At 56.0% G+C, this 25,376-nt stretch carries 22 protein-coding genes; 2 read left to right on the forward strand and 20 right to left on the reverse strand.

What is annotated here, in order from left to right; translation table 11 throughout:
• Window positions 1-6 precede the first annotated feature (6 nt).
• From B1757_RS06475 to B1757_RS06515, 9 genes are all read right to left on the reverse strand, one after another.
• The gene (locus tag B1757_RS06475) at window positions 7-693 is read right to left on the reverse strand and encodes a phosphoglycolate phosphatase (protein WP_101537542.1); all 687 of its coding nucleotides are present in this window, start codon (window positions 691-693) and stop codon (window positions 7-9) included.
• On the reverse strand, window positions 694-1,356 hold the full coding sequence (rpe, locus tag B1757_RS06480; RefSeq protein WP_101537543.1) for a ribulose-phosphate 3-epimerase: 663 nt from the start codon (window positions 1,354-1,356) through the stop codon (window positions 694-696).
• 65 nt (window positions 1,357-1,421) lie between these two features.
• Window positions 1,422-2,492, reverse strand: a complete 1,071-nt coding sequence (fba, locus tag B1757_RS06485) for a class II fructose-bisphosphate aldolase (RefSeq protein ID WP_101537544.1) — start codon at window positions 2,490-2,492, stop codon at window positions 1,422-1,424.
• A 103-nt stretch (window positions 2,493-2,595) separates the two neighbouring features.
• On the reverse strand, window positions 2,596-4,035 hold the full coding sequence (gene pyk / locus B1757_RS06490) for a pyruvate kinase (RefSeq protein WP_101537545.1): 1,440 nt from the start codon (window positions 4,033-4,035) through the stop codon (window positions 2,596-2,598).
• Window positions 4,032-5,237: a phosphoglycerate kinase gene (locus B1757_RS06495; protein WP_101537546.1), complete on the reverse strand. Its 1,206-nt coding sequence runs from the start codon at window positions 5,235-5,237 to the stop codon at window positions 4,032-4,034. The genes pyk and B1757_RS06495 overlap by 4 nt, the downstream gene beginning before the upstream one ends.
• Before the next feature lie 23 nt (window positions 5,238-5,260).
• Entirely contained in the window at window positions 5,261-6,268 is a 1,008-nt protein-coding gene (gene gap, locus B1757_RS06500) for a type I glyceraldehyde-3-phosphate dehydrogenase (protein ID WP_101537547.1), read from the reverse strand.
• Between the two features lie 30 nt (window positions 6,269-6,298).
• Window positions 6,299-8,296, reverse strand: a complete 1,998-nt coding sequence (gene tkt, locus B1757_RS06505) for a transketolase (protein WP_101537548.1) — start codon at window positions 8,294-8,296, stop codon at window positions 6,299-6,301.
• Window positions 8,297-8,323: 27 nt separating this feature from the next.
• Complete coding sequence (gene glpX, locus B1757_RS06510; RefSeq protein ID WP_101537549.1) at window positions 8,324-9,268, reverse strand: class II fructose-bisphosphatase; 945 nt, start codon at window positions 9,266-9,268, stop codon at window positions 8,324-8,326.
• Between the two features lie 58 nt (window positions 9,269-9,326).
• Window positions 9,327-10,160 carry an inositol monophosphatase family protein gene (locus tag B1757_RS06515; protein ID WP_172437627.1) on the reverse strand — a complete coding sequence of 278 codons (834 nt, stop codon included), beginning with the start codon at window positions 10,158-10,160 and terminating at the stop codon, window positions 9,327-9,329.
• Here B1757_RS06515 and B1757_RS06520 point away from each other — a divergent pair.
• Complete coding sequence (locus tag B1757_RS06520; protein ID WP_253253751.1) at window positions 10,159-10,971, forward strand: 16S rRNA (uracil(1498)-N(3))-methyltransferase; 813 nt, start codon at window positions 10,159-10,161, stop codon at window positions 10,969-10,971. The two genes, B1757_RS06515 and B1757_RS06520, sit on opposite strands and share 2 nt — an antisense overlap.
• Before the next feature lie 9 nt (window positions 10,972-10,980).
• On the opposite strand, the gene B1757_RS06525 is transcribed toward B1757_RS06520, so the two are convergent.
• The 3 genes from B1757_RS06525 to ppk2 form a co-directional block, all read right to left on the reverse strand.
• Entirely contained in the window at window positions 10,981-11,946 is a 966-nt protein-coding gene (locus tag B1757_RS06525) for a magnesium and cobalt transport protein CorA (protein ID WP_101537550.1), read from the reverse strand.
• A gap of 119 nt (window positions 11,947-12,065) precedes the next feature.
• The gene (locus B1757_RS06530) at window positions 12,066-13,547 is read right to left on the reverse strand and encodes an MFS transporter (protein ID WP_101537551.1); all 1,482 of its coding nucleotides are present in this window, start codon (window positions 13,545-13,547) and stop codon (window positions 12,066-12,068) included.
• Window positions 13,548-13,571: 24 nt separating this feature from the next.
• Window positions 13,572-14,744, reverse strand: coding sequence for a polyphosphate kinase 2 (gene ppk2 / locus B1757_RS06535; protein ID WP_101537562.1), 1,173 nt, complete (start codon window positions 14,742-14,744; stop codon window positions 13,572-13,574).
• Between the two features lie 202 nt (window positions 14,745-14,946).
• On the opposite strand from ppk2, the gene ispH reads away from it, so the two are divergent.
• Window positions 14,947-15,921 carry a 4-hydroxy-3-methylbut-2-enyl diphosphate reductase gene (gene ispH / locus B1757_RS06540; protein ID WP_101537552.1) on the forward strand — a complete coding sequence of 325 codons (975 nt, stop codon included), beginning with the start codon at window positions 14,947-14,949 and terminating at the stop codon, window positions 15,919-15,921.
• On the opposite strand, the gene B1757_RS06545 is transcribed toward ispH, so the two are convergent.
• The 8 genes from B1757_RS06545 to B1757_RS06580 form a co-directional block, all read right to left on the reverse strand.
• Complete coding sequence (locus B1757_RS06545) at window positions 15,918-17,417, reverse strand: DNA recombination protein RmuC (RefSeq protein ID WP_101537553.1); 1,500 nt, start codon at window positions 17,415-17,417, stop codon at window positions 15,918-15,920. The two genes, ispH and B1757_RS06545, sit on opposite strands and share 4 nt — an antisense overlap.
• A 94-nt stretch (window positions 17,418-17,511) precedes the next feature.
• Window positions 17,512-17,967 carry a large conductance mechanosensitive channel protein MscL gene (mscL, locus tag B1757_RS06550; RefSeq protein WP_101537554.1) on the reverse strand — a complete coding sequence of 152 codons (456 nt, stop codon included), beginning with the start codon at window positions 17,965-17,967 and terminating at the stop codon, window positions 17,512-17,514.
• 164 nt (window positions 17,968-18,131) lie between these two features.
• A complete protein-coding gene (locus B1757_RS06555; RefSeq protein ID WP_101537555.1) occupies window positions 18,132-18,647 on the reverse strand; it encodes a hypothetical protein in 516 nt (171 codons plus the stop codon).
• 146 nt (window positions 18,648-18,793) lie between these two features.
• The gene (locus B1757_RS06560) at window positions 18,794-21,886 is read right to left on the reverse strand and encodes an efflux RND transporter permease subunit (protein WP_101537556.1); all 3,093 of its coding nucleotides are present in this window, start codon (window positions 21,884-21,886) and stop codon (window positions 18,794-18,796) included.
• On the reverse strand, window positions 21,883-23,001 hold the full coding sequence (locus B1757_RS06565; RefSeq protein WP_101537557.1) for an efflux RND transporter periplasmic adaptor subunit: 1,119 nt from the start codon (window positions 22,999-23,001) through the stop codon (window positions 21,883-21,885). Before B1757_RS06565 ends, B1757_RS06560 begins: the two co-directional genes overlap by 4 nt.
• Window positions 22,998-23,450, reverse strand: coding sequence for a TolC family protein (locus B1757_RS06570; RefSeq protein ID WP_253253752.1), 453 nt, complete (start codon window positions 23,448-23,450; stop codon window positions 22,998-23,000). The genes B1757_RS06565 and B1757_RS06570 overlap by 4 nt, the downstream gene beginning before the upstream one ends.
• 199 nt (window positions 23,451-23,649) lie before the next feature.
• On the reverse strand, window positions 23,650-24,105 hold the full coding sequence (locus B1757_RS16030; RefSeq protein WP_140391020.1) for an ISAs1 family transposase: 456 nt from the start codon (window positions 24,103-24,105) through the stop codon (window positions 23,650-23,652).
• The coding region (locus B1757_RS06580; RefSeq protein WP_101537243.1) for an ISAs1 family transposase at window positions 24,086-25,376 on the reverse strand (1,291 nt) is incomplete at its 5' end. The genes B1757_RS06580 and B1757_RS16030, both read right to left, overlap by 20 nt.

The raw sequence follows: 25,376 nt of genomic DNA on the forward strand, positions 1-25,376 counted from the left end.
CCTGTGTCAGGCGAGAATATCCAATAATTCGCTCATATTGTCCAGTACTGCATCGGGATGGAGTGCCTGCACGGGTTCATCGCCATGATAACCGTAGGTCACACAAGCGACCGGCATGGTGGCTGCCCGGGCAGCCTGGGTGTCATTGCGCGAGTCACCCACCAGCAGACAGTCACTGACGGGCTGATGAAAGTGGCCTGCTGCATGCAGCAGTGGTAGCGGATCGGGCTTCTTTTTGGGCAGGCTGTCACCGGACAGCACCAGGCCAAAATAGTCATAGAGATCGAGTTGCTGCAGGATAGGCAGGGTAAAAGCCTGGGCCTTGTTGGTGATGCAGACCAGTTCCCGCCCTTGGGCCTGGAGGGCTTTCAGGGTGTCGCGCACACCGGGGTAAATCTGGCTGTGATCGAGCAGATGTGCGCCATAGTACTGACTGAAGTCTACCATGGCGGCATCCAGTTCATTTTCACTGGGCTCCTGCTGAATGCTCAGAGCCCGGCGCATCAGTTCGCGCACCCCGTTGCCGATGAAGCCGCGAATGACCGACATTTCTGCCGGTTCGCGCCCGAGTTTGCGGAGGACATGATTGGCGGCTCCGGCCAGATCCGGAGCGGTATCAATCAGGGTCCCGTCCAGATCCAGAAGCACCACCCGCGCCGGGAAGGGCGCGCTGGCATTGAGTTGAACGGTCATTTAACCCGCCAGTGCTTTACGGAAGGCCGCGATGGTCGCCTTGTAGTCCGAGGTATTGTAGATGGCGCTACCCGCCACAAATACGTCAGCACCGGCATCGGCCACCCGCCGGATGTTATCGACCTTGACTCCGCCATCCACCTCCAACTCGATGGGTTTGCCGATGGCATCAATACGTTTGCGAATCGCCTCAATCTTGCGCAGGGTGTAGTCAATGAAACTTTGCCCACCAAAGCCGGGGTTGACGCTCATTACCAGCACCAGATCGAGATTTTCCAGGACGTAGTCGAGGACATCCAGCGGCGTACCGGGATTGAGGGACACTCCGGCCTTGCAGCCCAGGCTATGGATCAGTTGAATAGTGCGATCCAGATGAATGGTGGCTTCGGGGTGGACGGTAATGATATTGGCACCGGCCTTGGCAAACTCGGGAATGATGGCATCCACGGGAGCGATCATCAGGTGCACATCCAGAGGTTTCTGGGTGTGGGGTTTGATGGCTGCGGCCACCAGCGGGCCAATGGTGAGATTGGGGACAAAATGATTGTCCATGACGTCCACATGAATATAGTCGGCGCCCGCCTCATCCACTGCCCGTACTTCTTCACCCAGACGGGCAAAGTCAGCAGAAAGAATGGATGGAGAAATCTTGTATTGTGTCATACGACCTCCAAAACAGGGCGAGAGCGCCTTGCGCCCTCGCCATTTTCAAGTGAAAGGCCGCTTTGTCAGAGACCCGTGACGCGGGGGTCCAGCTCGCCTTTGCTGTAGCGCTTGAACATGGTATCCAACGGAATGACCTTGATCTTGCTGGCGTTGCCGGCGGTACCGAAAGCTTCGAAACGCTGGCGACAGATGTCGCGCATGGCATCCAGAGAGGCGGTGAGGAACTTGCGGGGATCGAAGTTCTTGGGGTTCTTGTAGAGGCTCTGGCGGACTGCACCGGTAGCCGCCAGACGCAAGTCGGTGTCGATATTGACCTTGCGTACACCGTTCTTGATGCCTTCCTGAATTTCTTCCACCGGCACGCCATAGGTTTCGCCGATGTCACCACCAAATTCGTGGATGATTTTCAGCCAGTCCTGGGGAACCGAGCTGGAACCGTGCATGACCAGATGGGTATCGGGAATGCGGGCGTGAATTTCCTTGATGCGGTCAATGCGCAGCACCTTGCCGGTGGGCGGCTGGGTGAACTTGTAGGCGCCATGACTGGTGCCGATAGCGATGGCCAGGGCATCGAGCTTGGTGGCTTTCACAAACTGGGCGGCTTCTTCAGGATCGGTCAGCATCTGGTCGTGGGTCAGGCAACCTTCGGCACCGACGCCATCTTCTTCACCAGCCATCCCGGTTTCCAGGGAACCCAGACAACCCAGTTCGCCTTCCACGGAAACACCCACAGCGTGGGCCATTTCTACCACTTTGGCGGTGACGGCGGTGTTGTAATCATAGCTGGCAGGGGTTTTGGCATCTTCCATCAGGGAGCCATCCATCATGACGCTGGAAAATCCGGAGCGAATGGCCTGGATACAGACGGCAGGGCTGGCACCATGATCCTGATGCAGTACCACGGGAATATCGGGATATTCTTCGATGGCGGCCAGAATGAGGTGGCGCAGGAAGGGCTCACCGGCATACTTGCGGGCACCGGCAGAAGCCTGCAGGATCACCGGAGCATCAACGGCTGCGGCGGCTTCCATGATGGCGCGGACTTGTTCGAGGTTGTTGACGTTGAATGCTGGAATACCGTAACTGCGTTCTGCAGCATGGTCCAAAAGCTGGCGCAATGAAACAAGAGCCATAGCACTTCTCCTAAACGTGAATGAAAATGGGTTTTGATCAATCCTATAGACGCGGCCGGCAAACTGCAACCTGACCCGTCATTGTGCGTTGTTTTTCCTTCGGCTAGGCGCGATGGGTGACGTCGCCCACACGCACCAGTTTCAGGGTGTTGGTACCGCCCGGTGAACCGATGGGTTCACCTATGGTGATCAGCATCAGATCTCCATCGCGTACCGCGCCGCGACGGCGGAGTTCGTCTTCGGCCGCCCGCATCACCTGCAGCGGGTCGTCGTGCCGACTCTGCGGGAAATTGACGGGATGCACCCCTCGATACAGTGTTACCTTACGGCGGGTATAGACCTGAGGCGTCAAGGCATAAATGGGTACCTTGGGGTTAGCCCGTGACAGCCATAAAGCTGTGGCGCCACTTTCTGTAAAAGCCGCAATGGCCGCAATGGATGAGCGCAGGGTGGCCAGAAGTGCGGCTGCAGCAATGGTTTCATCGACGCCCGCCAGGGGGCGGTCAATAATCTGCAGGGTATTGGTACAAGGCGCATGGCGTTCTGCCTCACGACAGGTACGATCCATAGCGGCTACGGCTTCTACCGGGTAGGCACCGCTGGCTGTTTCTGCCGACAACATGACTGCATCCGTGCCATCCAGAACCGCGTTGGCCACGTCGGAAACTTCGGCGCGGGTAGGAATGGGCTGATGGATCATGGATTCCATCATCTGCGTGGCGGTAATCGTCAGGCGGTTATGTTTCTGGGCCAGGGCAATAATGCGTTTTTGCACGGGAGGAACAGCGGCATCACCGATTTCCACACCCAGATCACCACGAGCCACCATGATGGCTTCGGACACCGCCAGAATTTCCTCGATGGCATCTACTGCTTCGGCCCGCTCGATTTTGGCCACCAGCGCTCCGTGTCCTCCCGCTTCCCGAAACAGTCGGCGAGCCTCATCCATGTCTGCCGCACTGCGTGGGAAGGAAACTGCCAGATAGTCAGCTTCCAGCTGTGCGGCGGTGATGATATCGGCGCGATCCTTGTCAGTCAGCGCCGGCGCAGTGAGGCCGCCACCAGCACGATTGATGCCCTTGTTGTTGGACAGCTCGCCCCCCTGGACAACGCGGGTATGAATTTCGTCAGCTTGAACTTTCTCCACCCAGAGTACGATCATACCGTCATTGAGGAGCAGGGTGGCACCGCGTTCCACGTCGCTGACCAGCTGTGGATAAGTCACCCCGACCCGGGTCTGATCCCCCATGGTGCAGTGAATATCGAGAATGAAGGGTTCCCCCTCTTTCAACTGAATTTTACCATCGACAAACTTGCCGATACGTATTTTCGGACCTTGTAAATCAGCCAGCACGCCTATGGCACGGCCATGAGCGCGAGCGCGCTCGCGGACCATTTTGGCTCTTTGTACATGGTCCTCGGGAGAACCATGAGAAAAATTGAGACGGACGACATCGACGCCCGCCTCGATCAGACGATCGATGACCTGCACATCAGAACTGGCAGGGCCCAGGGTTGCGACGATTTTCGTCCGACGTATCAAGCGTGATTTCCTTTTGCGCGTTCTTCCAGAATGGCTACGGCCGGTAGGGTTTTCCCTTCAAGAAATTCCAGAAAGGCCCCCCCACCGGTGCTGATATAAGATACCTTGTCTTCAATATGGAACTGATTGATGGCAGCTATGGTGTCACCGCCACCGGCTATGGAAAAAGCCGCGCTCTCGGCAACCGCCTGGGCAATAGCCTTGGTGCCACCGGCAAAATTCGCAAATTCGAACACACCTACAGGGCCGTTCCAGACGATGGTGCCCGCTTTGCGGAGAATGTCTCCAAGCGTCTTGGCAGTGTCGGGACCAATATCCAGAACCATATCATCTTCAGCAATGTCGGCGACGGCACAGGTGCGTGCCGGGGCGGTAGCGGAAAATTCCTTGGCTACCACCACATCCGTGGGCAGAGGGACATCGCCACCTTTGGCTTTGGCAGCGGCGATAATGGCTTTCGCCTCGGGTACCAGATCGGCTTCACAGAGGGATTTCCCAACCCCGTGACCTTCGGCAAGGATGAAGGTGTTGGCAATGCCTCCTCCGACCACCAATTGATCTACCTTGTCTGCCAGAGACTTGAGAATGGTGAGCTTGGTGGACACCTTGGAGCCAGCGACAATGGCGACCAACGGGCGCTTGGGACTTTGCAAAGCCTTGCCGAGGGCGTCCAGCTCGCCGACCAGAAGAGGACCGGCACAAGCCGTAGGCGCGTATTTGGCAATTCCATGTGTACTGGCTTCGGCGCGATGGGCGGTGCCGAAAGCATCATTCACATAAATATCGCAAAGTTTTCCGTATTTCCGGGCCAAGACGTCGTCATCTTTCTTTTCGCCCTTGTTGATGCGGCAGTTTTCCAGCATGACCACATCACCGGGCTTCACCTCAAAACCGCCATCCACCCAGTCGGCTTGCAGGCGAACTGGGCAACCCAGCAACTCCGACAGACGCTTGGCTACAGGCGCCAGAGAGTTTTCGGGCTTGAATTCGCCCTCGGTGGGGCGTCCCAGATGAGAGGTGATCATCACTCCGGCGCCAGCATCCAGCGCCATTTTTACCGCTGGCGCAGAAGCCCGTACCCGGGTGTCGTCGGCAATGCCCTCCTCCTTGTTGAGAGGAACATTGAGGTCGGCGCGAATGAATACCCGCTTACCTTGTGCCAGACCCTGCTTACACAGATTTTCAAAAGTCAGAACATGCATGCGCTCATCTCCAGTGTGCAGAATCAGTGACTGGCGACGTGCTTGACGAAGCGCATCATGTTGCAGGTATAGCCATATTCATTGTCATACCAGGACACTACCTTGACGAAGGTGGGGTCGAGTTGTATTCCCGCGCCAGCGTCAAAAATGGAGGGAGTGGGATAGCCCCGGAAATCGGTCGAAACTACAGACGCATCAGTATAACCCAATACGCCTTTGAGGGGGCCTTCACTGGCGGCTTTCATGACCTTGCAAATTTCTTCGTAACTGGTTTCCTTGACCAGTTCGGCGGTGAGATCCACGACCGAAACGTCCGAAGTGGGTACCCGGAAGGACATACCGGTCAGCTTCTTGTTCAGCTCAGGAATGACCTTGCCTACAGCCTTGGCGGCGCCCGTTGAGGAAGGGATGATGTTTTCGAGAATACCCCGACCACCGCGCCAGTCCTTGGAAGAAGGACCGTCGACGGTTTTCTGGGTGGCGGTGGCCGCATGGACGGTACTCATCAGGCCGCGCTTGATCCCGAAATGATCATGAAGCACCTTGGCGATGGGGGCCAGGCAGTTGGTCGTGCAGGAAGCGGCAGAGGCGATTTTCTCGCCGGCGTATTTGCTGTGATTGACCCCGTAAACAAACATCGGGGTGTCATCCTTGGAAGGAGCCGACTGCACCACTTTTTTGGCGCCGGCATCCAGGTGCTTCTGGCAGGTTTCTCCAGTCAGGAAAAAGCCGGTGGATTCAATGACCACATCCACATCCACATCACCCCATTTGAGGTTGGCGGGATCGCGTTCGGCAGTCAGGCGGATGCTTTTACCATTGACGACCAGATCATTCCCTTCGACTTTGACGTCACCCTGAAAGCGGCCGTGTACGGAATCGTACTGGAGCATATAGGCCAGATAGGCGGGATCAAGCAAGTCATTGATGGCAACCACCTCCAGATTGTTGAACTCCGCTTCCTTGGCGATGGCACGAAAAGCCATGCGGCCGATACGGCCAAAACCATTAATACCTACACGAATGGTCATTATAGTAACTCCTCAAAATTGCAAATAAATTCAAAGTGACTGGTACTGGGCGACAATGTTGTCCACAGTGAATCCGAATTTGGCGAACAATGTCGGCGCCGGCGCGGAAGCGCCGAAGTGGTCGATACCCACGACCGCGCCCTGCAGGCCCACATATTTGTACCAGAGTCCGGTGGTGCCAGCCTCGATGGCGACCCGCTTGCTGATGCCGGCCGGCAGGACGCTTTCCTGATAAGCCGCATCCTGGGCGGCAAAAATGTCCATGCAGGGCATGGATACCACACGCACCGCGTGGCCCTGTTCGGCCAGTTTCGCCTGGGCCGCCAGAGCGAGCTCCACTTCGGAGCCGGTCGCAATCAGGATACCTTGAGCCTTGTCACCCTCGGCGTCCTTGAGCACATAGCCGCCGCGACGGGCGTTGGCTACGGTTTCATCGGTATGGGGCAGGGCGGGCAGATTCTGGCGGCTGAGAGCAAGCAGGGAAGGCGTGCGCTGGAGCTTGACGGAGGATTCCCAGGCAATTGTGGTTTCCACGGCATCGGCAGGACGCCAGACGTTGAGATTGGGAATCAGGCGCAGGCTGTTGACCTGTTCGACGGGCTGATGGGTCGGGCCGTCTTCGCCGAGGCCGATGGAGTCATGGGTCATGACGTAGACCACGCGAATACCCATCAGGGCCGACATGCGAATGGCATTGCGGCTGTAGTCCGAGAAAATCAGGAAGGTGCCACCAAAAGGCAGGAAACCGCCGTACAAGGACACGCCATTCATGATGGCGGACATGCCGAACTCCCGCACCCCGTAATGGATGTAGTTACCCATCAAACGGTGTTTGCCAATGTCGATAGCTTCTTTCCAGCGGGTATTGTTGGATGGAGTCAGATCTGCAGAACCGCCGAGAAATTCCGGCAGGGAGGCAGCAATACCTTGGATGGTTTTGCCGGAGGCGACGCGGGTGGCAATTTTCGGATTTTCCGTGCGGAATTCGCTGATTAATCGGGCAATGGCGGCGTCAAACTCGGGGCTCGCTTCGCCTGTCAGGCGGCGTTCAAATTCGGCCGCTTCCTTGGGGAAATTGGCCTTGTATTGAGCAAATTTTTCCTTCCAGGCGCTTTCGGCGGCTTCACCCTTGGCCTTGGCGTTATAGCCGTGATAAATAGCTTCGGGAATTTCAAAAGGTGCACCGCTCCAGCCGAGATTCTTGCGGGTCAGCGCGACTTCTTCGGCGCCGAGGGCGGCGCCATGCACATCATGAGTGCCCGCCTTGTTGGGAGAACCGTGACCGATAACCGTCTTGCAGCAGATCAGGGTCGGCTGTGTGGTCTGCTTGTGGGCCTGGGCAATGGCTTTTTTGATCGCTTCAGGATCATGACCATCTACATGACGGATGACATGCCAGCCATAGGCTTCGAAGCGGGCGGGAGTATCGTCACCGAACCAGTCGTCCACATGACCGTCGATGGAAATGTTGTTGTCGTCATAGAAGCAGACCAGCTTGTTCAAACCCCAGACGCCAGCCAGCGAGCAGGCTTCGTGGGAAACGCCTTCCATGAGGCAGCCGTCACCCAGGAAAACATAGGTGTAGTTGTTGACGATTTCGTGGTCGGGACGGTTGAACTGGGCGGCCAGCATCCGTTCAGCGAGGGCCATGCCGACGCCATTGGCAACGCCCTGACCCAGGGGGCCGGTCGTGGTTTCTACGCCGGGGGCATCACGATATTCAGGATGACCGGGAGTTTTGCTGTGCCACTGGCGGAACTGTTGAAGATCTTCAATGGACAGGTCGTAACCGCTCAAATGGAGGAGGGCATACTGCAACATCGACCCGTGACCGTTGGACAGAATGAAGCGGTCACGTCCGGGCCAATGGGGATTGGCGGGATTGTGCACCAGAAAATCATTCCATAGGACTTCGGCTATGTCCGCCATGCCCATGGGCATTCCGGGGTGGCCAGACTTCGCCTTTTCGACGGCATCCATGGCCAGAACGCGAATGGCATTGGCCAGATCAGTACGGGTTACAGTCATCACACACTCCTTGAATAAATGAAAATATCAGTCAGCGCGCTGGTGGGTGCGAACCCGACGCAAAATGCCGTCATGGCCGGAAATCACCAGGGTTTCGCTCTCTACAAAGTAGTGGGAGCGGGTCACGCCATCGAGAATGTCGCCGGAAGTCAGGCCCGTAGCCACGAAAAGTACGTCATCACTGGAGACGAGTTCGTCACGGCTGAGCCATTGTCCGACCTTGAGGCCGGCTTTTTCGATGGCTTCGGCTTCACCGGGTTTTTGCGGTGCCAGGCAGCCAAACATGTCGGCGCCCATGGCCCGGGCTGCACAGGCCGAGATCACGCCTTCGGGGGTGCCGCCGATACCCATCATGGCATCCACCTTGGTGCCCAGTGCAGCCATGATGCCGCCGCTGACGTCGCCGTCGGTCTGCAGGCGAACGGTGGCGCCAGCAGCCTGGATTTCGCGAATCATGGCGTCATGGCGGGGTTTCTTCAAAAGGAAAATACGCAGTTCCTTGACATCCTTGCCGAGGGCCTTGGCCAGTGCCTGCAACTTGGCTTGCATGGGGGCTTCAGGATCAATTTTGCCGCGCGCCGGGGCGGGGACAATCAGCTTGTCCATGTAGTAGGCCGGGCCGGGCTGGAACATGCTACCTTTGGGGGCTGCGGCCAAAACACAAATGGAACCGGGCATGCCCTGGGCGAGAAAGGTGGTGCCTTCGACGGGGTCCACGGCAATTTCCACTTCGGGGCCGCTGCCCGAACCGACCTGCTCACCATTGTAGAGCATGGGGGCTTCGTCTTTTTCGCCTTCACCGATGATGACGACGCCGCGCATCGGCACCTGAGCGATGGCAGCACGCATGGCATCCACGGCGGCACCGTCACCCAATTCTTTTTCACCTCGCCCTATCCAGGCACTGGCTGCGCGGGCGGCTGATTCGGTAACGGGGAGCAAAGACAGCGCAAGACTACCTATGGATGACATACGGATTTCCCTTCTAGTGGCGATTTTACATGAAAGACATAATTGTTTTTAGCATAAATCAAAGGGCCGCGTTTGGGAACTCGACGCCTTGATCAGTGGCCTGGTCCATCCAGTTGCGCCAGGTCTGGTGCAGATCCGGGTCGAGAGTGGCAATGATGGAGCGGGGTTTCAGATCTTTTTCCTGTAAGGGGGAGCCGTCAAAGCAGGAGATCTGGCCACCGGCTTCTTGCAGGATCAGCGCCCCTGCAGCGCGGTCCCAGAGCTGCTGGGCGCCATGGAGATAAAAATGGTAGCGTCCGGCGGCCAGCCAGCACCATTCGAGGACCGAGGCGCCAAAATTACGCTGACTGTGAAAGGGGCGTTCATCAATAATGCGCAGGGCCAGAGGGCGCTTTAGTCGCTTGTAATCGACTACACCGACACAGTATTTCAATGCTGGTGCTTCCCGGGTGAGAAGCGGGTTGTTGTCCACTTTTGCGCCTTGTCCACGGACGGCCGAAAACAGTTCGGCGCGCACCGGATCATAAATCCAGCCCATGATCGAATGACCTTTTTCCAGTAGTGCCAGGGAAATCCCGAATACCGGCACCCCGGCAGCAAAATTACTGGTGCCGTCCAAGGGGTCCAGACACCAGAGCGCGGTACTGTTTTGGAGGAGTTGTTGTTGTTCCTGGGGCGACATTTCCTCGCCTAGCAAGGGAATGTCGGGATAGCGTGCCGCCAGCATATCCTGGAGAAAGTTCTGGCTGTCAATGTCGGCGCTGGTCACGATACTGCCATCAGGCTTGCGGCTGCTTACGACGGTGTGAAATCGAGGGAGTATGAACCTCTCGGCACTGGTCCGTAGTAATTTCCCAACCCATTGCTGATCGATTTCATGGATGATGGACATGTTTTTCTCCGCGTTTTTTGACCCACCCTGGCGGCGCTGCGATGATATGCGGGTTATTGTCAGACTGCTGAAATTTGCCGTTATGCCACGCATTCATTTATACGCTGATTCCGAATTGCCCGAAAGCGGTACTTATTTGTTGCCCAGGGAACCCAGTCATCACTTGTTGAAAGTGTTGCGGGCGCGTCTGGGTCAGGATCTGACCCTGTTCAATGGGGATGGATTTGTACATGCCGGAATATTGACGGGGACCGTAGATCACCGCGCCGAAATTCAGATTAGCCAGCGCTTTTTGCGGGATACTCGCTCGCCCCTTGCCATTCATCTTTGGTTACCCTTGATGCGGGGCGAGCGCTGGGACTGGAGCTTGCAGAAGGCCGTGGAACTGGGCGTGCAGACGATCCAACCGGTTGCCTGTCAGCATGCGGTGGTGCAGCTCGGTGAGGCGCGTGGCGAGAAGCGGCTCAAGCGCTGGCAGGACATAGTGATTGCCGCCTGTGAACAGAGCGGAGCCACCACAGTCCCGAGTGTGTTGCCGCCTGTGGCCTTAGATGAGGTCTGGCCCCGCCGTCGAGGAGCAGGACTGGTATTGGATCCGGGGCCTGAGAATCCGCTCATGCGTGATTTGCTCCATCCCGGCACAGAGTTGACCTTGCTCAGCGGGCCGGAGGGCGGATTAAGTGTTCAGGAGTTGGCAGTTGCGAGTGCTGAGGGTTTTCAGAAAGTACGCATGGGGCCCCGGATTCTGCGTGCAGAAACCGCCGCAGTGGCGGCGGTTGCCGTGCTCCAGGCTCTGTGGGGTGATGGCTGATAATCCGGATTAAATCCAGCCGGCTTTTTTAAAGCGTCGATATAAATAGAAAGATGATCCCCCGATGATGCTCAGCGCCATGGGATACCCGAATTTCCAGTGCAGTTCAGGCATATACTCAAAGTTCATGCCCCAGATGCCGGTAAAAATGGTAATCAACACCAGAATGGCGCCCCAACCGGCCAGTTTTTTGTTGACTTCGCCGTGATCGATGGCGATCAGGGATAAATTGACCTGAATGGCGGTAGAGATGGTATCTCTGATGGTATCCAGCTGGCTGTTCAGCAGCATGATGTGATCATGCACATCCCGGAAGTAGTTTTCGGCGCCATCGATTTGGGCGGGTACCCGTCCACCAAAGAGTTTACTGAAGCCGTCCGCCAAAGGCAGTAAAGCATGGCGTAACACGTTGCTTTTGTATTTGAAATCATACAGGCGTTCCATGTTCTGGCGGGCTGCCTGATTGTGAAACATGACGGTTTCCAGTTGCTCCAGCTCATCATCCAGCATATCTACCACTGGAAAAAACAGGTCCACAATGGCGTCGGACAGCGCATAAAGTACATACGCAGAGCCATATTTAAGCAGATGCGGTTCCCGTTCTGCCCGGGCACGTACCCCGAGTAGCGTTTGTTCACAATCCTGGCGAACGGAAAGGACAAAATTGCTGCCCACAAAAATGTTGATCTGCCCCATGTGGAGGTCCTCGCCATGATAGGCGGGGGCCTGCAGGATCACGAAGAGATGCTCGTCATACTCCTCAACTTTGGGCCTTTGCAGGCCATTGAATACATCCTCCACAGCCAGTTCATGGAGTTGGAACTGTTTTTGCAGAACACGTAATTCCTGCTCGGTGGCATCCTGCAGAGCGACCCAGACAAAATTGCCGGATTCCTGCAGATAACGGGGAATATCTTCCAGCACGCTGTCTGCGACCTTATGTCCATCGTTATATACTACACAGTTGACCAGCATTTTCCGGCTCCTTTCTTGTATTTTGCAGCAGCGTGTAAATAATTCCGCCGGAAAGGCCTACAGCCATTTCCGGCGGGAAAGCGGGCCGATTGTTTTCGGCCCTTGTATCAACAGGGATGTCAGACCTGCGGCTGAATACGCGCCTTTTCAATTTTTTCCAGGCTGCCACGAGTTTCCACCCGGAATATCCAGGTTACAATAGCGCCCAGTATTGATGTTCCTACCAGAATGATCAACAGGATCTGGGTGCCGATATTGTGCAACAGAATGGGAAACAGAAAAGCGGTCATGACCGCCCCAATCTTGGCGAAAGAAGCCGCGAAACCGGCCCCGTAGCCACGAATGGAAGTGGGGAACACCTCTCCTGCCAGCAGATAAGTCTGAGCATTGGGCCCAAGATTGGTCATGAAGTTGAAAAGCATGAATCCCGCAAAGAGCAGAATGGTCTTGTCACCAGCGGGCAGGTTCAGGGAGATGGCCGCCAGACCCAAACCCACAGCACAACCAATGAAACCGATGATCTGCAATTTGATCCGGCCCGTACCTTCCACCATGAAGATGGCCGCGAGCACTCCCAGAATCAACAGGACGTCGAGCAGGGCGGTACCTTTGGCGGAGAGCATCACGTTCTGCGCCAGATCAGCCACAGAATGTACATCTTTGGAGGAACCCAGGGTGGTAGCCAGAATGATCGGGGTAAAAATACCGATGCCGTAAGTACCCAGATCCTGCAGGAACCAGGGAATGGAGGCGAGGAAGGTGGCACGGCGGTTATGGGTGTTGAAAAGTACCGCCGGGCTGACTTTCTGATGCCCGTGGGCATGTTCCTTGTTCAGGCGCACTTCCTTGGGATATTGGGGTTCGCGCTTGAGGAGTCTGCGGGTTTCTTTTTCAGCTTCTTCGACGCGCCCCTTGCTGGCCAGCCAGTGGGGACTGTCGGTGATGAAAAAACGGCCGACAATCACCAGGATGGCGGGAATGATGGCGGCGGCATACATCCAGCGCCAGGCATCGACTTCGGGATAGACGTCGAGGATGACGATGCCCAGACCCGCTCCGACAATGGCGCCTACCGCCTGAAAGGCAAAGGCGCCGAGCACCAGACCGCCGCGCCCCTTGCTGGGGACGGCTTCGGAAATGACCAGATGGGCGGTGGGATAATCACAGCCCAGGGCCAGACCAATTCCGAAGAGGCACACCACCATCCAGATATAATTGGGGCTCAGAGTCAGACCGATAAGAAAAGCCACGAAAAGTACCATCTCGACAATGAACATGCGCTTGCGGCCGAATACATCGGAGAGCCCGCCCAGCATGGTGGCACCAATCAGAATGCCAAAAAGTGCCACAGCAGTAACCACACCCTTTTCTGCAGCTTGCAGGGAAAAGTCCTGAACAATGAGAGGCAGGGCAATACCGGTCATGAAAATGACCAGACCTTCAAAAAACTTGCCGGCTACGGCAAGACTCCAGATTCGCCATTGCATGGCGGTCATGGGTGTGCCCTTCAGTTCTGTGCCGTCGGGCCAGACGGGTACTTCGTCAATATACTGCTGGATACTTTTCCCGGAAGGGGGAATATGCACGGGTTCCGTACTCATGGTTGAGAGCTCCTTGAAGTGGGATCACCCGGCAGATTCCGGGCTGTTATTAAAAGGGTTGAGTTCCTGAGAATTGGTTTCGCCATACATGACGTGGGCCCGGCTGACGACCAGGCTGTCGACGGGACCAATGGCGTGCATATCCTTGTTGTCGTAGGGAATCACCTGGAGCAAATGGCGCAAGGCGTTCAGTCGTGCTCTTTTCTTATCGTTGGATTTGACGACGGTCCAGGGGGCATAGGCCGTATCCGTATGGAAAAACATGGTTTCCTTGGCACGGGTGTAATCATCCCAACGATCCAGGGAAGCAATATCCATGGGCGACAGTTTCCACTGCTTGAGGGGATGGACCTTGCGCTCTTCGAAGCGGCGGCGCTGTTCGTCGCGAGTCACGGAAAACCAGAGTTTGACGAGATGAATACCACTATAAATAAGATGTCGCTCAAACTCCGGCACCTGACGCATGAATTCCTGGTAATCGGCCTCATTGCAAAAACCCATCACTCTTTCGACACCGGCGCGGTTGTACCAGGAGCGATCAAAAAAGACCATTTCGCCGGCAGTGGGTAGCTGCTCGACATAGCGCTGGAAATACCACTGGCCTTTTTCCTTTTCCGAGGGTTTGTCCAGGGCGACCACTCTGGCCCCGCGCGGATTGAGGTGTTCCATGAACCGTTTGATGGTGCCGCCCTTGCCCGCCGCATCGCGGCCCTCAAAAACCACCACAACTTTTTGGCCGGTGGCTTTTACCCAGGCCTGCAATTTGAGCAGTTCCACCTGCAAACTGTATTTTTCGTGCTCATAGTCCCGGCGTGTCATCCGGTATTTGTAGGGGTATCCACCGGTGCGCCAGTCTTCATTGAGGGTGTCATTGGTGTTCGACACATATTTGTCGGGATGAATGGCGCCACTTTCATGTAGGTGTTCCAGATCTTCGGGACTGACATCCGAATGGATCACCTGAATCGCTGCATCCAGGGACTGGGCGGCCTGGGGATGGGTATTCACGTAATCGCTGACTATGGCGTTTTGCTGGGCCTGTGCCGCTTCTATGGCCTCATTCACTACAAATTCACGAATGCCATCCGGACGTAAATCCGGGGCAACGTCTCCGGTAGAGGTAAGAATGGCCTCATCGCTATCATTCGAAGAGGTTTGCTGTTTCAGGTTTCCGGTGGTGGTGGAACTGTCGACCATGCTAACTCCTGAAAAAAATGGATTTTCCAGATTGATCATATCAGCTCAATATGACATTTTTATGACGCTCAGGAGGTTGCGGTTAACTATCAGCTTCTACAGAAATAAAGAGTGAAGCCCATGAATGAACCGGCAAAGCTTTGGGTTGACAGCGTCGGCAACAGGATGGACCATTCCCTCAACTGTCAAAGAGAGCCTTCCTATGGAAATTTTGCTTGCCAATCCGCGTGGATTCTGTGCCGGTGTCAATCGTGCCATTCAAATCGTCGATCGGGCCCTGGAGCTGTTCGGCGCGCCAATTTATGTGCGACATGAAGTCGTGCATAACCGTCATGTGGTTGATGATCTGCGTGCGCGAGGTGCGGTATTTGTGGAAGAGCTGGATGAGGTGCCCGATGCGGCGACGGTGATTTTCAGCGCCCATGGGGTGCCCATCGCCGTGCGTCAGCATGCTGCCGCACGGGGTTTGAGTGTGTTTGATGCGACCTGTCCCCTGGTGACCAAGGTGCATATGGAAGTCAAAAAATATAGCCGGGAGGGTATGGAAATGGTGCTGATCGGCCATGCCGGACATCCGGAAGTCGAAGGGACCATGGGGCAGGTGGAAGAAGGCATGATGTATCTGGTGTCCACCGTGGCTGACGTGGCCACCCTGACGCCACGGAACCCCGAAAAGCTGGCGTACATTACCCAGACAACTCTCAGTATGGATGATACGGCCGAGGTGATTGTGGCATTACGCCAGCGTTTCCCTCAGATTCAGGGACCGAAAAAAGACGATATTTGTTATGCCACCCAGAATCGCCAGGATGCCGTCAAAAGTCTGGCGCCCGAGGTAGATATTTTGCTGGTGGTCGGTGCGCCCAACAGCTCCAATTCCAGCCGTTTGGCCGAGTTGGGGGGGCGTCTGGATACGCCGACGTATTTGATAGAAGATGCCAGCCAGTTGCGCCGTGACTGGTTTGCGGAGGTCAGCAAAATCGGCATCAGTGCTGGTGCTTCCGCCCCGGAGAGTCTGGTTAAAGGGATTATCGAGCAGTTGCAGGCGTGGGGAGCTTCGGTCCCCCGGGAAACCGCAGGGGTTGAAGAAAAAGTCATTTTCAGCTTGCCTTTGGCCTTGGTGCAGGCGCAATCCCGTCGGCAGGAAGCCGGACAAGCCTCGGGGGAGGCTGTTTAGTCCCCGGGTTCCGCTGAATCCCGATCCATCAATTCGTCCGCCTGCAAATGGCGGGCGCTGATTTCCACCGGCTCCTGAATGCTGATTTCCTTATTGTCGGCTGTGGCTTGGAGATCCCGAAACTTGCGGGCAGAGCTCAGTACGCGCCCTTCCAATGAACCGGTCGCCTTGTTGTAGGCGTCTACGGCCTGGCCCAAATTCTTGCCTAACCGGCTCCAGTGGCCTGCCAAAGTATGTAGACGATCATAAAGCTCCTTACCTAGATCGCTGATAGCCTTGGCATTCTCGGCTATGGATTCTTGCCGCCAACCGTAGGAAACAGCCCGCAGCATGGCGATAAGAGTAGTGGGACTGGCGACAATCACTTTTTGTTCGACACCAAATTCAATAAGGGTAGGGTCCGCCTGCAAGGCGGCACTGAAAAACACTTCACCGGGAACGAACAATACGACGAACTCCGGGGTGGGCTGAAATTGTTCCCAGTAGGATTTTTTGCTGAGTTGCGTCATGTGATTACGCAGCGCATGGGCGTGTTTGAGCAATAAAGACTGACGTCTGGCCTCATCATCGCTTTCCATGGCTTCCAGATAGGCATTGAGGGGCGCTTTGGCATCAAGCACCAGACGTTTGCCGCCGGGGAGCCGTACCAGCATATCCGGGCGTTGCTGACCCGTTTCAGTGTGCACACTGGTCTGCTCGGTAAAATCACAATAGGCCAGCATTCCGGCCATTTCCACTACGCGTTTGAGCTGCATTTCTCCCCAGCGTCCGCGCGCTGCCGGTTGTCGCAAGGCCTTTACCAGAGAAGCTGTTTCCTGATGCAGGCGGGGAAGATGATCCTGTACCAGCCCCCGCAGTTGTTCATTCAGGGCGCCATAGGCATCAATACGGGTTTTTTCCATGGCCTCCATACGCTGGCCGACTTTTTCCATCGAGCTGCGAATCGGTTCGATCAGTCGATCCACGGCTTTCTGGCGTCCCTCCCAGTCGCTTTTGGCATTTTCCTGGAAGCGTTCCAGATTTTCCCGGGCAAGCTCCAGAAAAGACTGATTATTACGGCGCAGGGCATCCGCAGAAAGAGACTGAAAAGTGTCGGCAAGGCGTTGCCGGGCCTCTTCCAGTAATGTCAATTTCTCGGCGCTGCGCAAGCGCTCCTGTTCCAGGCGTTCTTGCAGTTCGGCCAGTTGTCCTTGCAAGCTGCTCAAGCTTTGCCGGACTTGTCCAGTTTCGGTTTGGGCGGATTGGAGAGTTGCTCGGAGTCCGGGGATCTGTTGGTTTTCGGTTTCTGCCCGGACCCGCAGTTCATTTTGTTGGAGCAGGGCGGCTTGCTGTTCTTGAACCTGCAGGCGCAGTGCGTTGATCACTTGCTCCTGTTGGGACTGAAGGGTTTTAGTAGCGTCTTGTTGGCGGCGTAAATTCTGCCGACTCAATATATAGAGAATGGCGAGCCCAAGCAGTAGCCCTAGCAGAAAAACCAGAAGAAATTCCCAGATCACCAAGCGTATTCCTGTATTAAATTAAGGAATCATAAGCATACGCTTGGTATCAGGAAAGACGAAGGCGATATCCCGGCTTCGCCAGGTAACTGGATCAGGATTCCAGTTGGGAAGTGCAGTTGGGGCAACGGGTAGCCGCCAGGGGAATACTGGACAGGCAATAGGGGCAACTTTTGGTGGAAACGGGTGCGACAGGCTTCGGGTAGAGTTTGTTGATAGAGCGAACAATGAGAAAGATGACCAAAGCAATTATGAAAAAGCTGATCAGAGCCATGATGAACAGGCCATAATTCAGGGTAACAGCCCCGGCCTTTTTGGCAGCGGCTAGAGTCAAGTACGGACCCGCGGGATTACCTTCTTTGAGAATGAGATATAAATTCGAAAAATCCACCTTGTCGAGCAGCATACCAATGGGTGGCATGATGATATCTCCTACCAGCGCGGTGACAATGGCAGAAAACGCGGTACCGATGACAAAGGCGACAGCCAGGTCAATGACATTCCCGCGCTGCAGGAATGTCTTAAAATCTTTGATAAAGTCCTTGAGCATGGTGTTTCTCCCTTTTTTGAATATGGAAAATCAGATTCCTGTAGTTGATTGTAAAGACAGTGAGTTCTGTCTGGTGGAATCATAAGCATTTTCCGAAGAATTGCTCAAGCTAAAATAATCAGGACCTTAATCTCTGTTTTTCGGGGAGGACGTGTTGCTTACGGTTAATGGCTGCAGAAATGATTCACCTGGATTTTTTCCTGATCCATTTGTTGGTGTCCACTGGCCTGGGTACAGGCTTCGCTGTCATTTTCACAGGTCATGGCCCAGCTTTGTGCCAAATCAAAAAAATGCGCGGCATGTCCGGCAGGTCCGGCGTAAAGCGTGTTTGCAAAAAGAGGTTGCAGAGCATGAAAATAATGGCTTTCCTCATTGGTCCACTGGGCGACGGCCTGCCAGCAGGTGGACTGGGCATTGACCGGCATCTGGGCACAACCAATAGCGTTATTTCGAGCACGGAGTAAAGCCTGCTGCCAATTGGGGCAAAATTGTCGCTCGGCACTGGCACGCTGCCCCGCAACGGCGGCAAGAAGCTGTTCCGCCTGTTTTGATTTTTCCTGGGCCAGGCGGGCACTTTGGGTGGCGGCGTTGCTTGCCCCTTGCTCAGGTGTACCGTAAGGAACGGTGGCACATCCTGCCAGACTGACCAGGGCAAGTAGGAATAGAATTTTTGCAGGCATTGCGGACTCTCTCTTCTGTGGATAGTTGTCCGTTTTATATCACAATTTCATGATAATGCTAAAAAAGTATCTCCAAACTTTGTCTTTTGGCAAAAATGCCGGACTCATCCACAGCGGTAAGCGTACGGGTGTTGCAAAAAGCCAAGTTATAGAGATTCTCCGGATATTGCCGTTTGGTTTTGAGGCGCCTGGGAATGACGCCGCCAGCGACCTTTCCAGTTTTCAAACAGCACATAAAAGGCCGGGGTGATGTAGAGGGTCAGGAATTGCGAAACAATAATGCCGCCGGCGACTGCCACACCGAGTGGTACCCGAGAATCTGCACCGGCGCCGATACCAATGGCGATAGGGAGTATTCCCAATACTGCTGCGAGGTTGGTCATCATGATTGGCCGGAAACGGGTCATGCAGGCGTCGACAATGGCATCGACTGGGGTGGCTCCCTCGCGGCGGCGATGTACGGCGAAATCCACCATGATAATCCCGTTTTTCTTGACCAGACCGACGAGCATGATGATGCCGACGAAGCTGAACAAGTCCAGTTCCTGATGAAATATCCACAAAGCCAGGAGTGCGCCGAAACCGGCAAGAGGCAGCGCAGTGAGGATGGTCAAGGGATGAATGAAGTCCTCATACAAGATGGCCAGAATGGCGTAAATCAGGGCGATGGTGGCCAAAAGCAACAAGGGTAGGGTGCTGGTGGATTGGGAAAAAGCCGCCGCAGAGCCGCCGAATTCCCCTTGCACATTAGCAGGCAGAATGCGCGCGGCGGTGTCTTGGACTCTTTGGGTGGCATCTCCCAGGGAAACGCCGGGGGCCAGATTGAAGGAAATGGTCACACTGGGCAAGCCGTCATAATGGCTGATGCTTAAAGGCCCCACGCCATAGGCAAAATGAGCGATAGCGGCCAGAGGTACCAGGCCGGCGCTACCGGGAATGCTGATGGCAGAAAGTGCCCCCAGGTTCTCCTGGAATTTTCTTTCCAGATCAAGAATAACTTTGTATTGATTGGTTGAGGCATAAATGGTGCCGACCTGAGTGCCACCAAAGGCGAAGTTGAGCGCCTGTTCGATGCTCTGTGGGGTTACCCCCATCGCCTGCGCACGCTGGTGGAGAACGTGCACCTCAATTTCGGGATTGGCGAGTTGCAGGTCACTGTCGACCGCCTGCAAGCCGGGAACTTGACGCAATGCCTGCACCAGTTTGGGTACAGTGGCATCAAGACTTTCCTGATCTTCGCTCTGAAGAATATATTGATAGTGAGAATGAGAGGATACCGGTCCCATCTGAATGGCTGACGGCATGTGGAAACTCGCCTCCACACCGTGAAAGCGGCTGACAATCTGGCGTAGCTGGGCGATGACTTGCTCGCCTGAGACTCTTTGGCCCAGGGGTTTCAGACGGATGATCAGCCGTCCTTTGTTGGCTGCGCCAAATGCGCCGGCCCCTTGTCCGGCGCTGGACATGACCGCTTGCACGGCCTTGTTATGACCCACTGCAGCGGCAATGCGCTGCTGAGTGTTTTCCAGTTGGCTGAAGGATATTCCCTGGGGATATTCGAGATCGCCCATGATCATGCCGCTATCTTCTCTGGGAATGAAGCCCTTGGGCAGAATCATGAATAGACCAATCATGCCCATTAAGCTGAGCAGAGCGGCGCCATATACCCAGCCACGATGCTGCAGGGTGCTGCGCAGACTGCGTCCGTACCAGTCGCGCAGTCTGGAAAAGCCAGATTCAAAGCGACTGGGACGGACATGTTTTACGCGCAGGTAGCGGGCACAAAGCATGGGCGTCAGGGTCAGAGAGACCAGTCCCGACATCAGAATGACAATGGCAATGGTGACGCCAAATTCACGGAATAGGCGACCGATAATGCCGCCCATCACCAGAAAGGGCAGAAACACTACGGCCAGGGATAGGGTCATGGAGATAACCGTGAAACCAATTTCTCGGCTGCCCGCAATGGCTGCCTGAAAAGGTGCTTCCCCATTTTCTTCATGGCGCGATATGTTTTCGAGCATGACCACAGCATCGTCCACCACAAATCCCACCGCCAGGGTCAGGGCTAACAGAGTCAGCGTATTCAGGGTGTAGCCCAGTTCGTAGATGATGGCAAAGGTGGCGAGAATGGAGGCTGGGATAGCCACTGCACCAATCAGTGTGGGGCTGCCCCGGCGCAGGAAGAGCCAAAGCACACCAGCCACCAGCAGGGAAGCCAGCAGCAGGGTAATTTCCACTTCTTCCACGGCGGCGCGAATATAATCGGCCTTGTCGTAAACAATCGTCATTTTTGCCCCGCCCGGCAGGCTGGCGCTGAGGCCAGGGAGGCGTTTCCCGATGGTATCGGAAATAGCTACGGTATCGGCATCGGGCTGACGGACTACCGCCAGAATCAGGGCCCGCTGATTGCCGATCCAGCTGGCAATCTGATCATTGTCGACACCATTGCTGACCTTGGCGATATCCGCAAGAGGCACGACTGCCCCATTGGCAAAGCTGACCGGCATATGCGCAAAGGCCTGGGCATCATGGAGTTGTCCATGCACATTCACGGCATAATTGCGCACCGCACCCAGTACGGTTCCCTGGGGCAGGTTGACATTATGACTGCTGATGGCTGCACTCAGCGCCTGCAGGGAGATGCCATGGGCCTGCATGGCAAAAGGGTTGGCATGAATGCGGACAGCATAATTCTGTTCACCGAATATTTGTACCTGAGCGACGCCCGGGATTCCGGAGATGGCTGGTACGACCTTATCTACTGCGTACTGGTTGAGCTGATAGATAGGCATATTGGGAGCCGAAAGCGCGATGAACTCAATGGGCGCCGCCGAGGGATTCAGCTGCTTAACGAAAGGCAGGCTGGGCATGCCGGGAGGCAAGAGATGGCTGGCCTGAGTTACCGCATTGGCGACATTCTGCGTCGCCACATCAATGTTCTGGCTGAGATCAAACTGCAGGACGATCCGCGTCGATCCCTGATTATTGACGGAACTCATCGAAGACAGTCCGGGGATGGACGAGAACTGTTTTTCGAGCGGGGTGGCCACAGCGCTGGCCATGGTCTGGGGACTGGCCCCGGGCAGGCTGGCGGAAACCATGACCGTTGGGAAATCGACGCTGGGTAGCAGGGCTACCGGTAGGTTGGTAAAAGCGAAAATGCCATAAAACACCAGGCCGAGAATGGTGATGACTGTCATCACCGGGCGGCGGATGAACAAGGCGGAGAAATTCATGATGCTTTCCCTGAATGGGTATGTCGGAAGCTGCTGTTTTTACCCCCTACCTGCACAGCTGCACCCGGATAAATCCGCGCCGGGAGCGGGAAAACCACGCGATCAGTGCTGGAGATGCCACTGATGACCGCCTGTGTGCCCGTTTCCCAGAGCACCTGAACCGGTTTATCGCTGGCCTTGCCTTGTTCTACGGCATAAACGAAGGGGCCAGAACTGCCCTGTTGCACTGCGCCGACCGGGAGCACCAAGGCGTTGTCGACATGCTGGACAGGCATTTGCACCTGCACATACTGGCCGGGCCAGAGTTTGAAATCGGTGTTGGGCACGGTGGCTTGCAGATTGATAGTGGCCGTATTGGCGCTGACGGTGTTGTCGATAAAAGTCAGTTTACCCTGGGCCAGAGTGCTCCCCCCTTTTTCGTCCATGATGGAGAGCATGCTTTTTTGTTGTTGCGCCTGCCGGGCTGCTGCCAGTTCAGCCTGGGGAACACTGAAATTGATGGTGATGGGACTGATTTCATTGATGGTGGTCAACTGGGTCTGGTTGGCGACGACCAGGTTGCCGGCCTTGACCAGCGCCAGTCCAATCCGGCCGCTGATGGGAGCAACAATATGCGTGTAGGACAGGTTGATGCGTGCCTGGGTGACTGCTGCCTGATCCTCGGCAATCTGGGCGCGGGCCGCCTGCGCCTGGGAAACAGCCTGATCAAAGCTTTGGCGAGTGATGAAATCCTTTTCTACCAGGGGACGTTCCTGATCCACGAGATTCTGGTTGTAGCGCGCCGTGGCCTGATCGGCAGCCAGTTTGGCCTGTGCCTGGGCCAAGGCTGCCTGGGTTTGCGATGGATCAATGGTAAAGAGGTGTTGTCCTTTGTGGACCATGGTCCCCTGGGTAAATGCAATGTGCTGCAAAAGTCCCGAGGTTTGAGGAATGACGGTGACGGTCTGGATAGGGGTAACGGTCCCCAGATAGCCGATGTAATGGGTCATGTCTTGTACCCGGGGACTGACCAGTTCGACCTGGAGGGGCGGGATTTCATGCCGGGCTTTGCCCTGACAGCCAGCGATGCCTAGTACAGCGGTGCTCAGGAGAAATATCAGCGGGTAACGACTCACGGTTTTTGTGCTCCCAAAGGCATGCCTACGGCCTGGCTGAGTTGTGCCAGTGCCACATAACTGCTGACCAGATTCTGAATGAGGGTGTATCGGGCCTGAGCCAGAGTGGATTCTGCCAGCAGGACATCCTGGATGGTGGCTTGACCCACCCGATATTGAGCCTGGACCACTTCCAGCGCCTTTTCGGCATTTTGCAGGCCGCTGCGAGCTCCCGGCCAGGCAGCTGTGGCCCCCTGAAAATTATGATAATCCTGCCAGACGATGCTCTCGGTACTGTTGCGGCTGGCAGCGAGATTGGCTTCCGCCTGATCACGCAGGGCTTCGTTCTGGCGAATCTGATAATGATTATTAAAGCCGGTGAACAGGGGGATAGTCAGCGTAAAACCGACCGTCCAGGTGTCGCTGGGTTTGAAACCGCCCTGAAACAGATAGCCATAAGAGCTGCTCACCCCAGGGCTCCGTCAAGCTCGCCAGATATAGTAGCAGAGGTTTTCGCCACTGATTTTAATGGTGGTTTGAAGGGGCTATAGTTGGTGGAAATGCGGCATTTTCAGGCGATTTTGGGTGCAGAATCGTGAATGGGGTGGCTGACGGACGCAGCTCGCCCTCCGGAGCTATTCTCGGATAGGTAAACCCCGTGGTGGCGCCTCAGTATCCGAGTTGGCGGAGCGTTTTGTGCGCGCTGGCGGCGAAATCCCGGCACGCTTTGGCGATATTCTTGACGCCAGTGAGACGCATAATGCTCATGGCCAGTTCGCGCAAGGTCGCCATCATATGGGGACCGTTCTGGGTACGGACTTGGGAGAGGTCCTCGTGGAAAGTCACATCGCGGACATGATGGTTCCGGTTTTCAATTTCCCAGTGACCACGGGCCAAGCCCAACAGATTTTCGGGCGTGGCACGATCCGGGGTCAGGCTGGTGAGTCCGAAGGCATAATCATCCCGAATCGTGCCCTCTTTGCTGTTGATGGTGGAGCGTTGGATCAGGAAAGCTTGTCCGACATGCGGAAAATGGAGGCCGGTTGCCCGGGTGGCGACGATGATTTTGCGGTATTCAAAGCGGCCATGCCCGACCTCTGTGGTTTCAGCGTTGAGGGGGAAAATCGCCCCAAGGGAGGCACGTCAGACGGTCGCGGAGTTTTCGTTGATTGCCTTTGACGGCGGTGAAGAGATAATCGGCTTTCTTGTCTTCGACGAGGAAGCGGGCGGTCTCCCGCTGGGTATGCAGGGCATCGGCGGTGACGACCTTGCCCGCGATGTTGACGTCCTGGAGCAGGTTGCGCAGTTCTGGAATTTCGTTGGTTTTCCGGGCGATTTCTTTTTGCGCGATGGTGGCCCCCTGTCCATGCAGGAACGCGCTGAGCAGATGCACCTGAGCGCCGTCTGCGCGTGCGGCCCCTTTGAGGACTTTGCCATCGACGGCCACCGCTTCAAAGCCCGCCGTACCCAGTAGCCAGGCGCCGATCGCCGCATCCAGCGCCTCCACATCGGCCCCTTGCAAGACGCGCCGGATGGTCGGTTCGGAGGGGGCGAGGTAGCGCTTGGTTTTGGGATCGAATCGGGCGCGGATGCGCTTCAATTGAGCCTGGGTCAAGCGACCGCCCCACTCGGCGATGGCGGCATAACTTTCGGCCCGCGTCAGGACAGCGGCCACGGCCACCGTCAGGATGGCCGGGAGGGGATGCTGCTTGCCTAGTTTGCTGCGGGTATCGGGAAGGCGGAAAAAGATTTGGCGCAAGCCTTCCATTTGCGCGTCGCTCAACGTCACGGTTTGCATGGGGGTATGGGTCCATTCGAGTTGGGGCTGCGGCTGGGCCAACCAGGCCCGCGCCTGTGGATGGAGAGGAAAGAGCAGAAGACGTTTAGGTTGGCCGTGGTGGACATAGCCACCACCGGGACGGCGGGCGAAGCCCTTGGTTCCGCCGACATCCACCCAGTTGGCGGCCCGGTAGCAGGCACCGGTAAAACGGGGGGATTCCACAAAGGTCTCAGCCAGCACGATGGGATGCCCATAGACGGATTGCCAGTCCGCAGAGAGCCTGTGCAGGTTCAGCGCCAGAATACGGGACGCCAGATTCGGGAAGGATTCTCCGGGCAGGATCAGAAAACGGGCATTGTTGGCGATGAGATGCAAGCGCTGGCGGCGCAAGATCCAGGACCAGCCGATCCACCGATCCCGCGCCTGGCATTGAAAAGCGGCGGCATGCCAGCCCAGTAACGCTACCCAGCGACCATCGAGCGTAGCCACATAGCGCAGGTTACGGCCCGCCAAGGTGCGAAAGCCCCGGTAGTGATACGTTTGCATCAGCGTATTCCAGCGTTCCCGCTCCGTGGGCAGGATGGGTCGCACCTGAACACGGTGCAGGCTGGCTTGC

Source organism: Acidithiobacillus marinus (assembly GCF_002847505.1).
Classification (GTDB): domain Bacteria; phylum Pseudomonadota; class Gammaproteobacteria; order Acidithiobacillales; family Acidithiobacillaceae; genus Acidithiobacillus; species Acidithiobacillus marinus.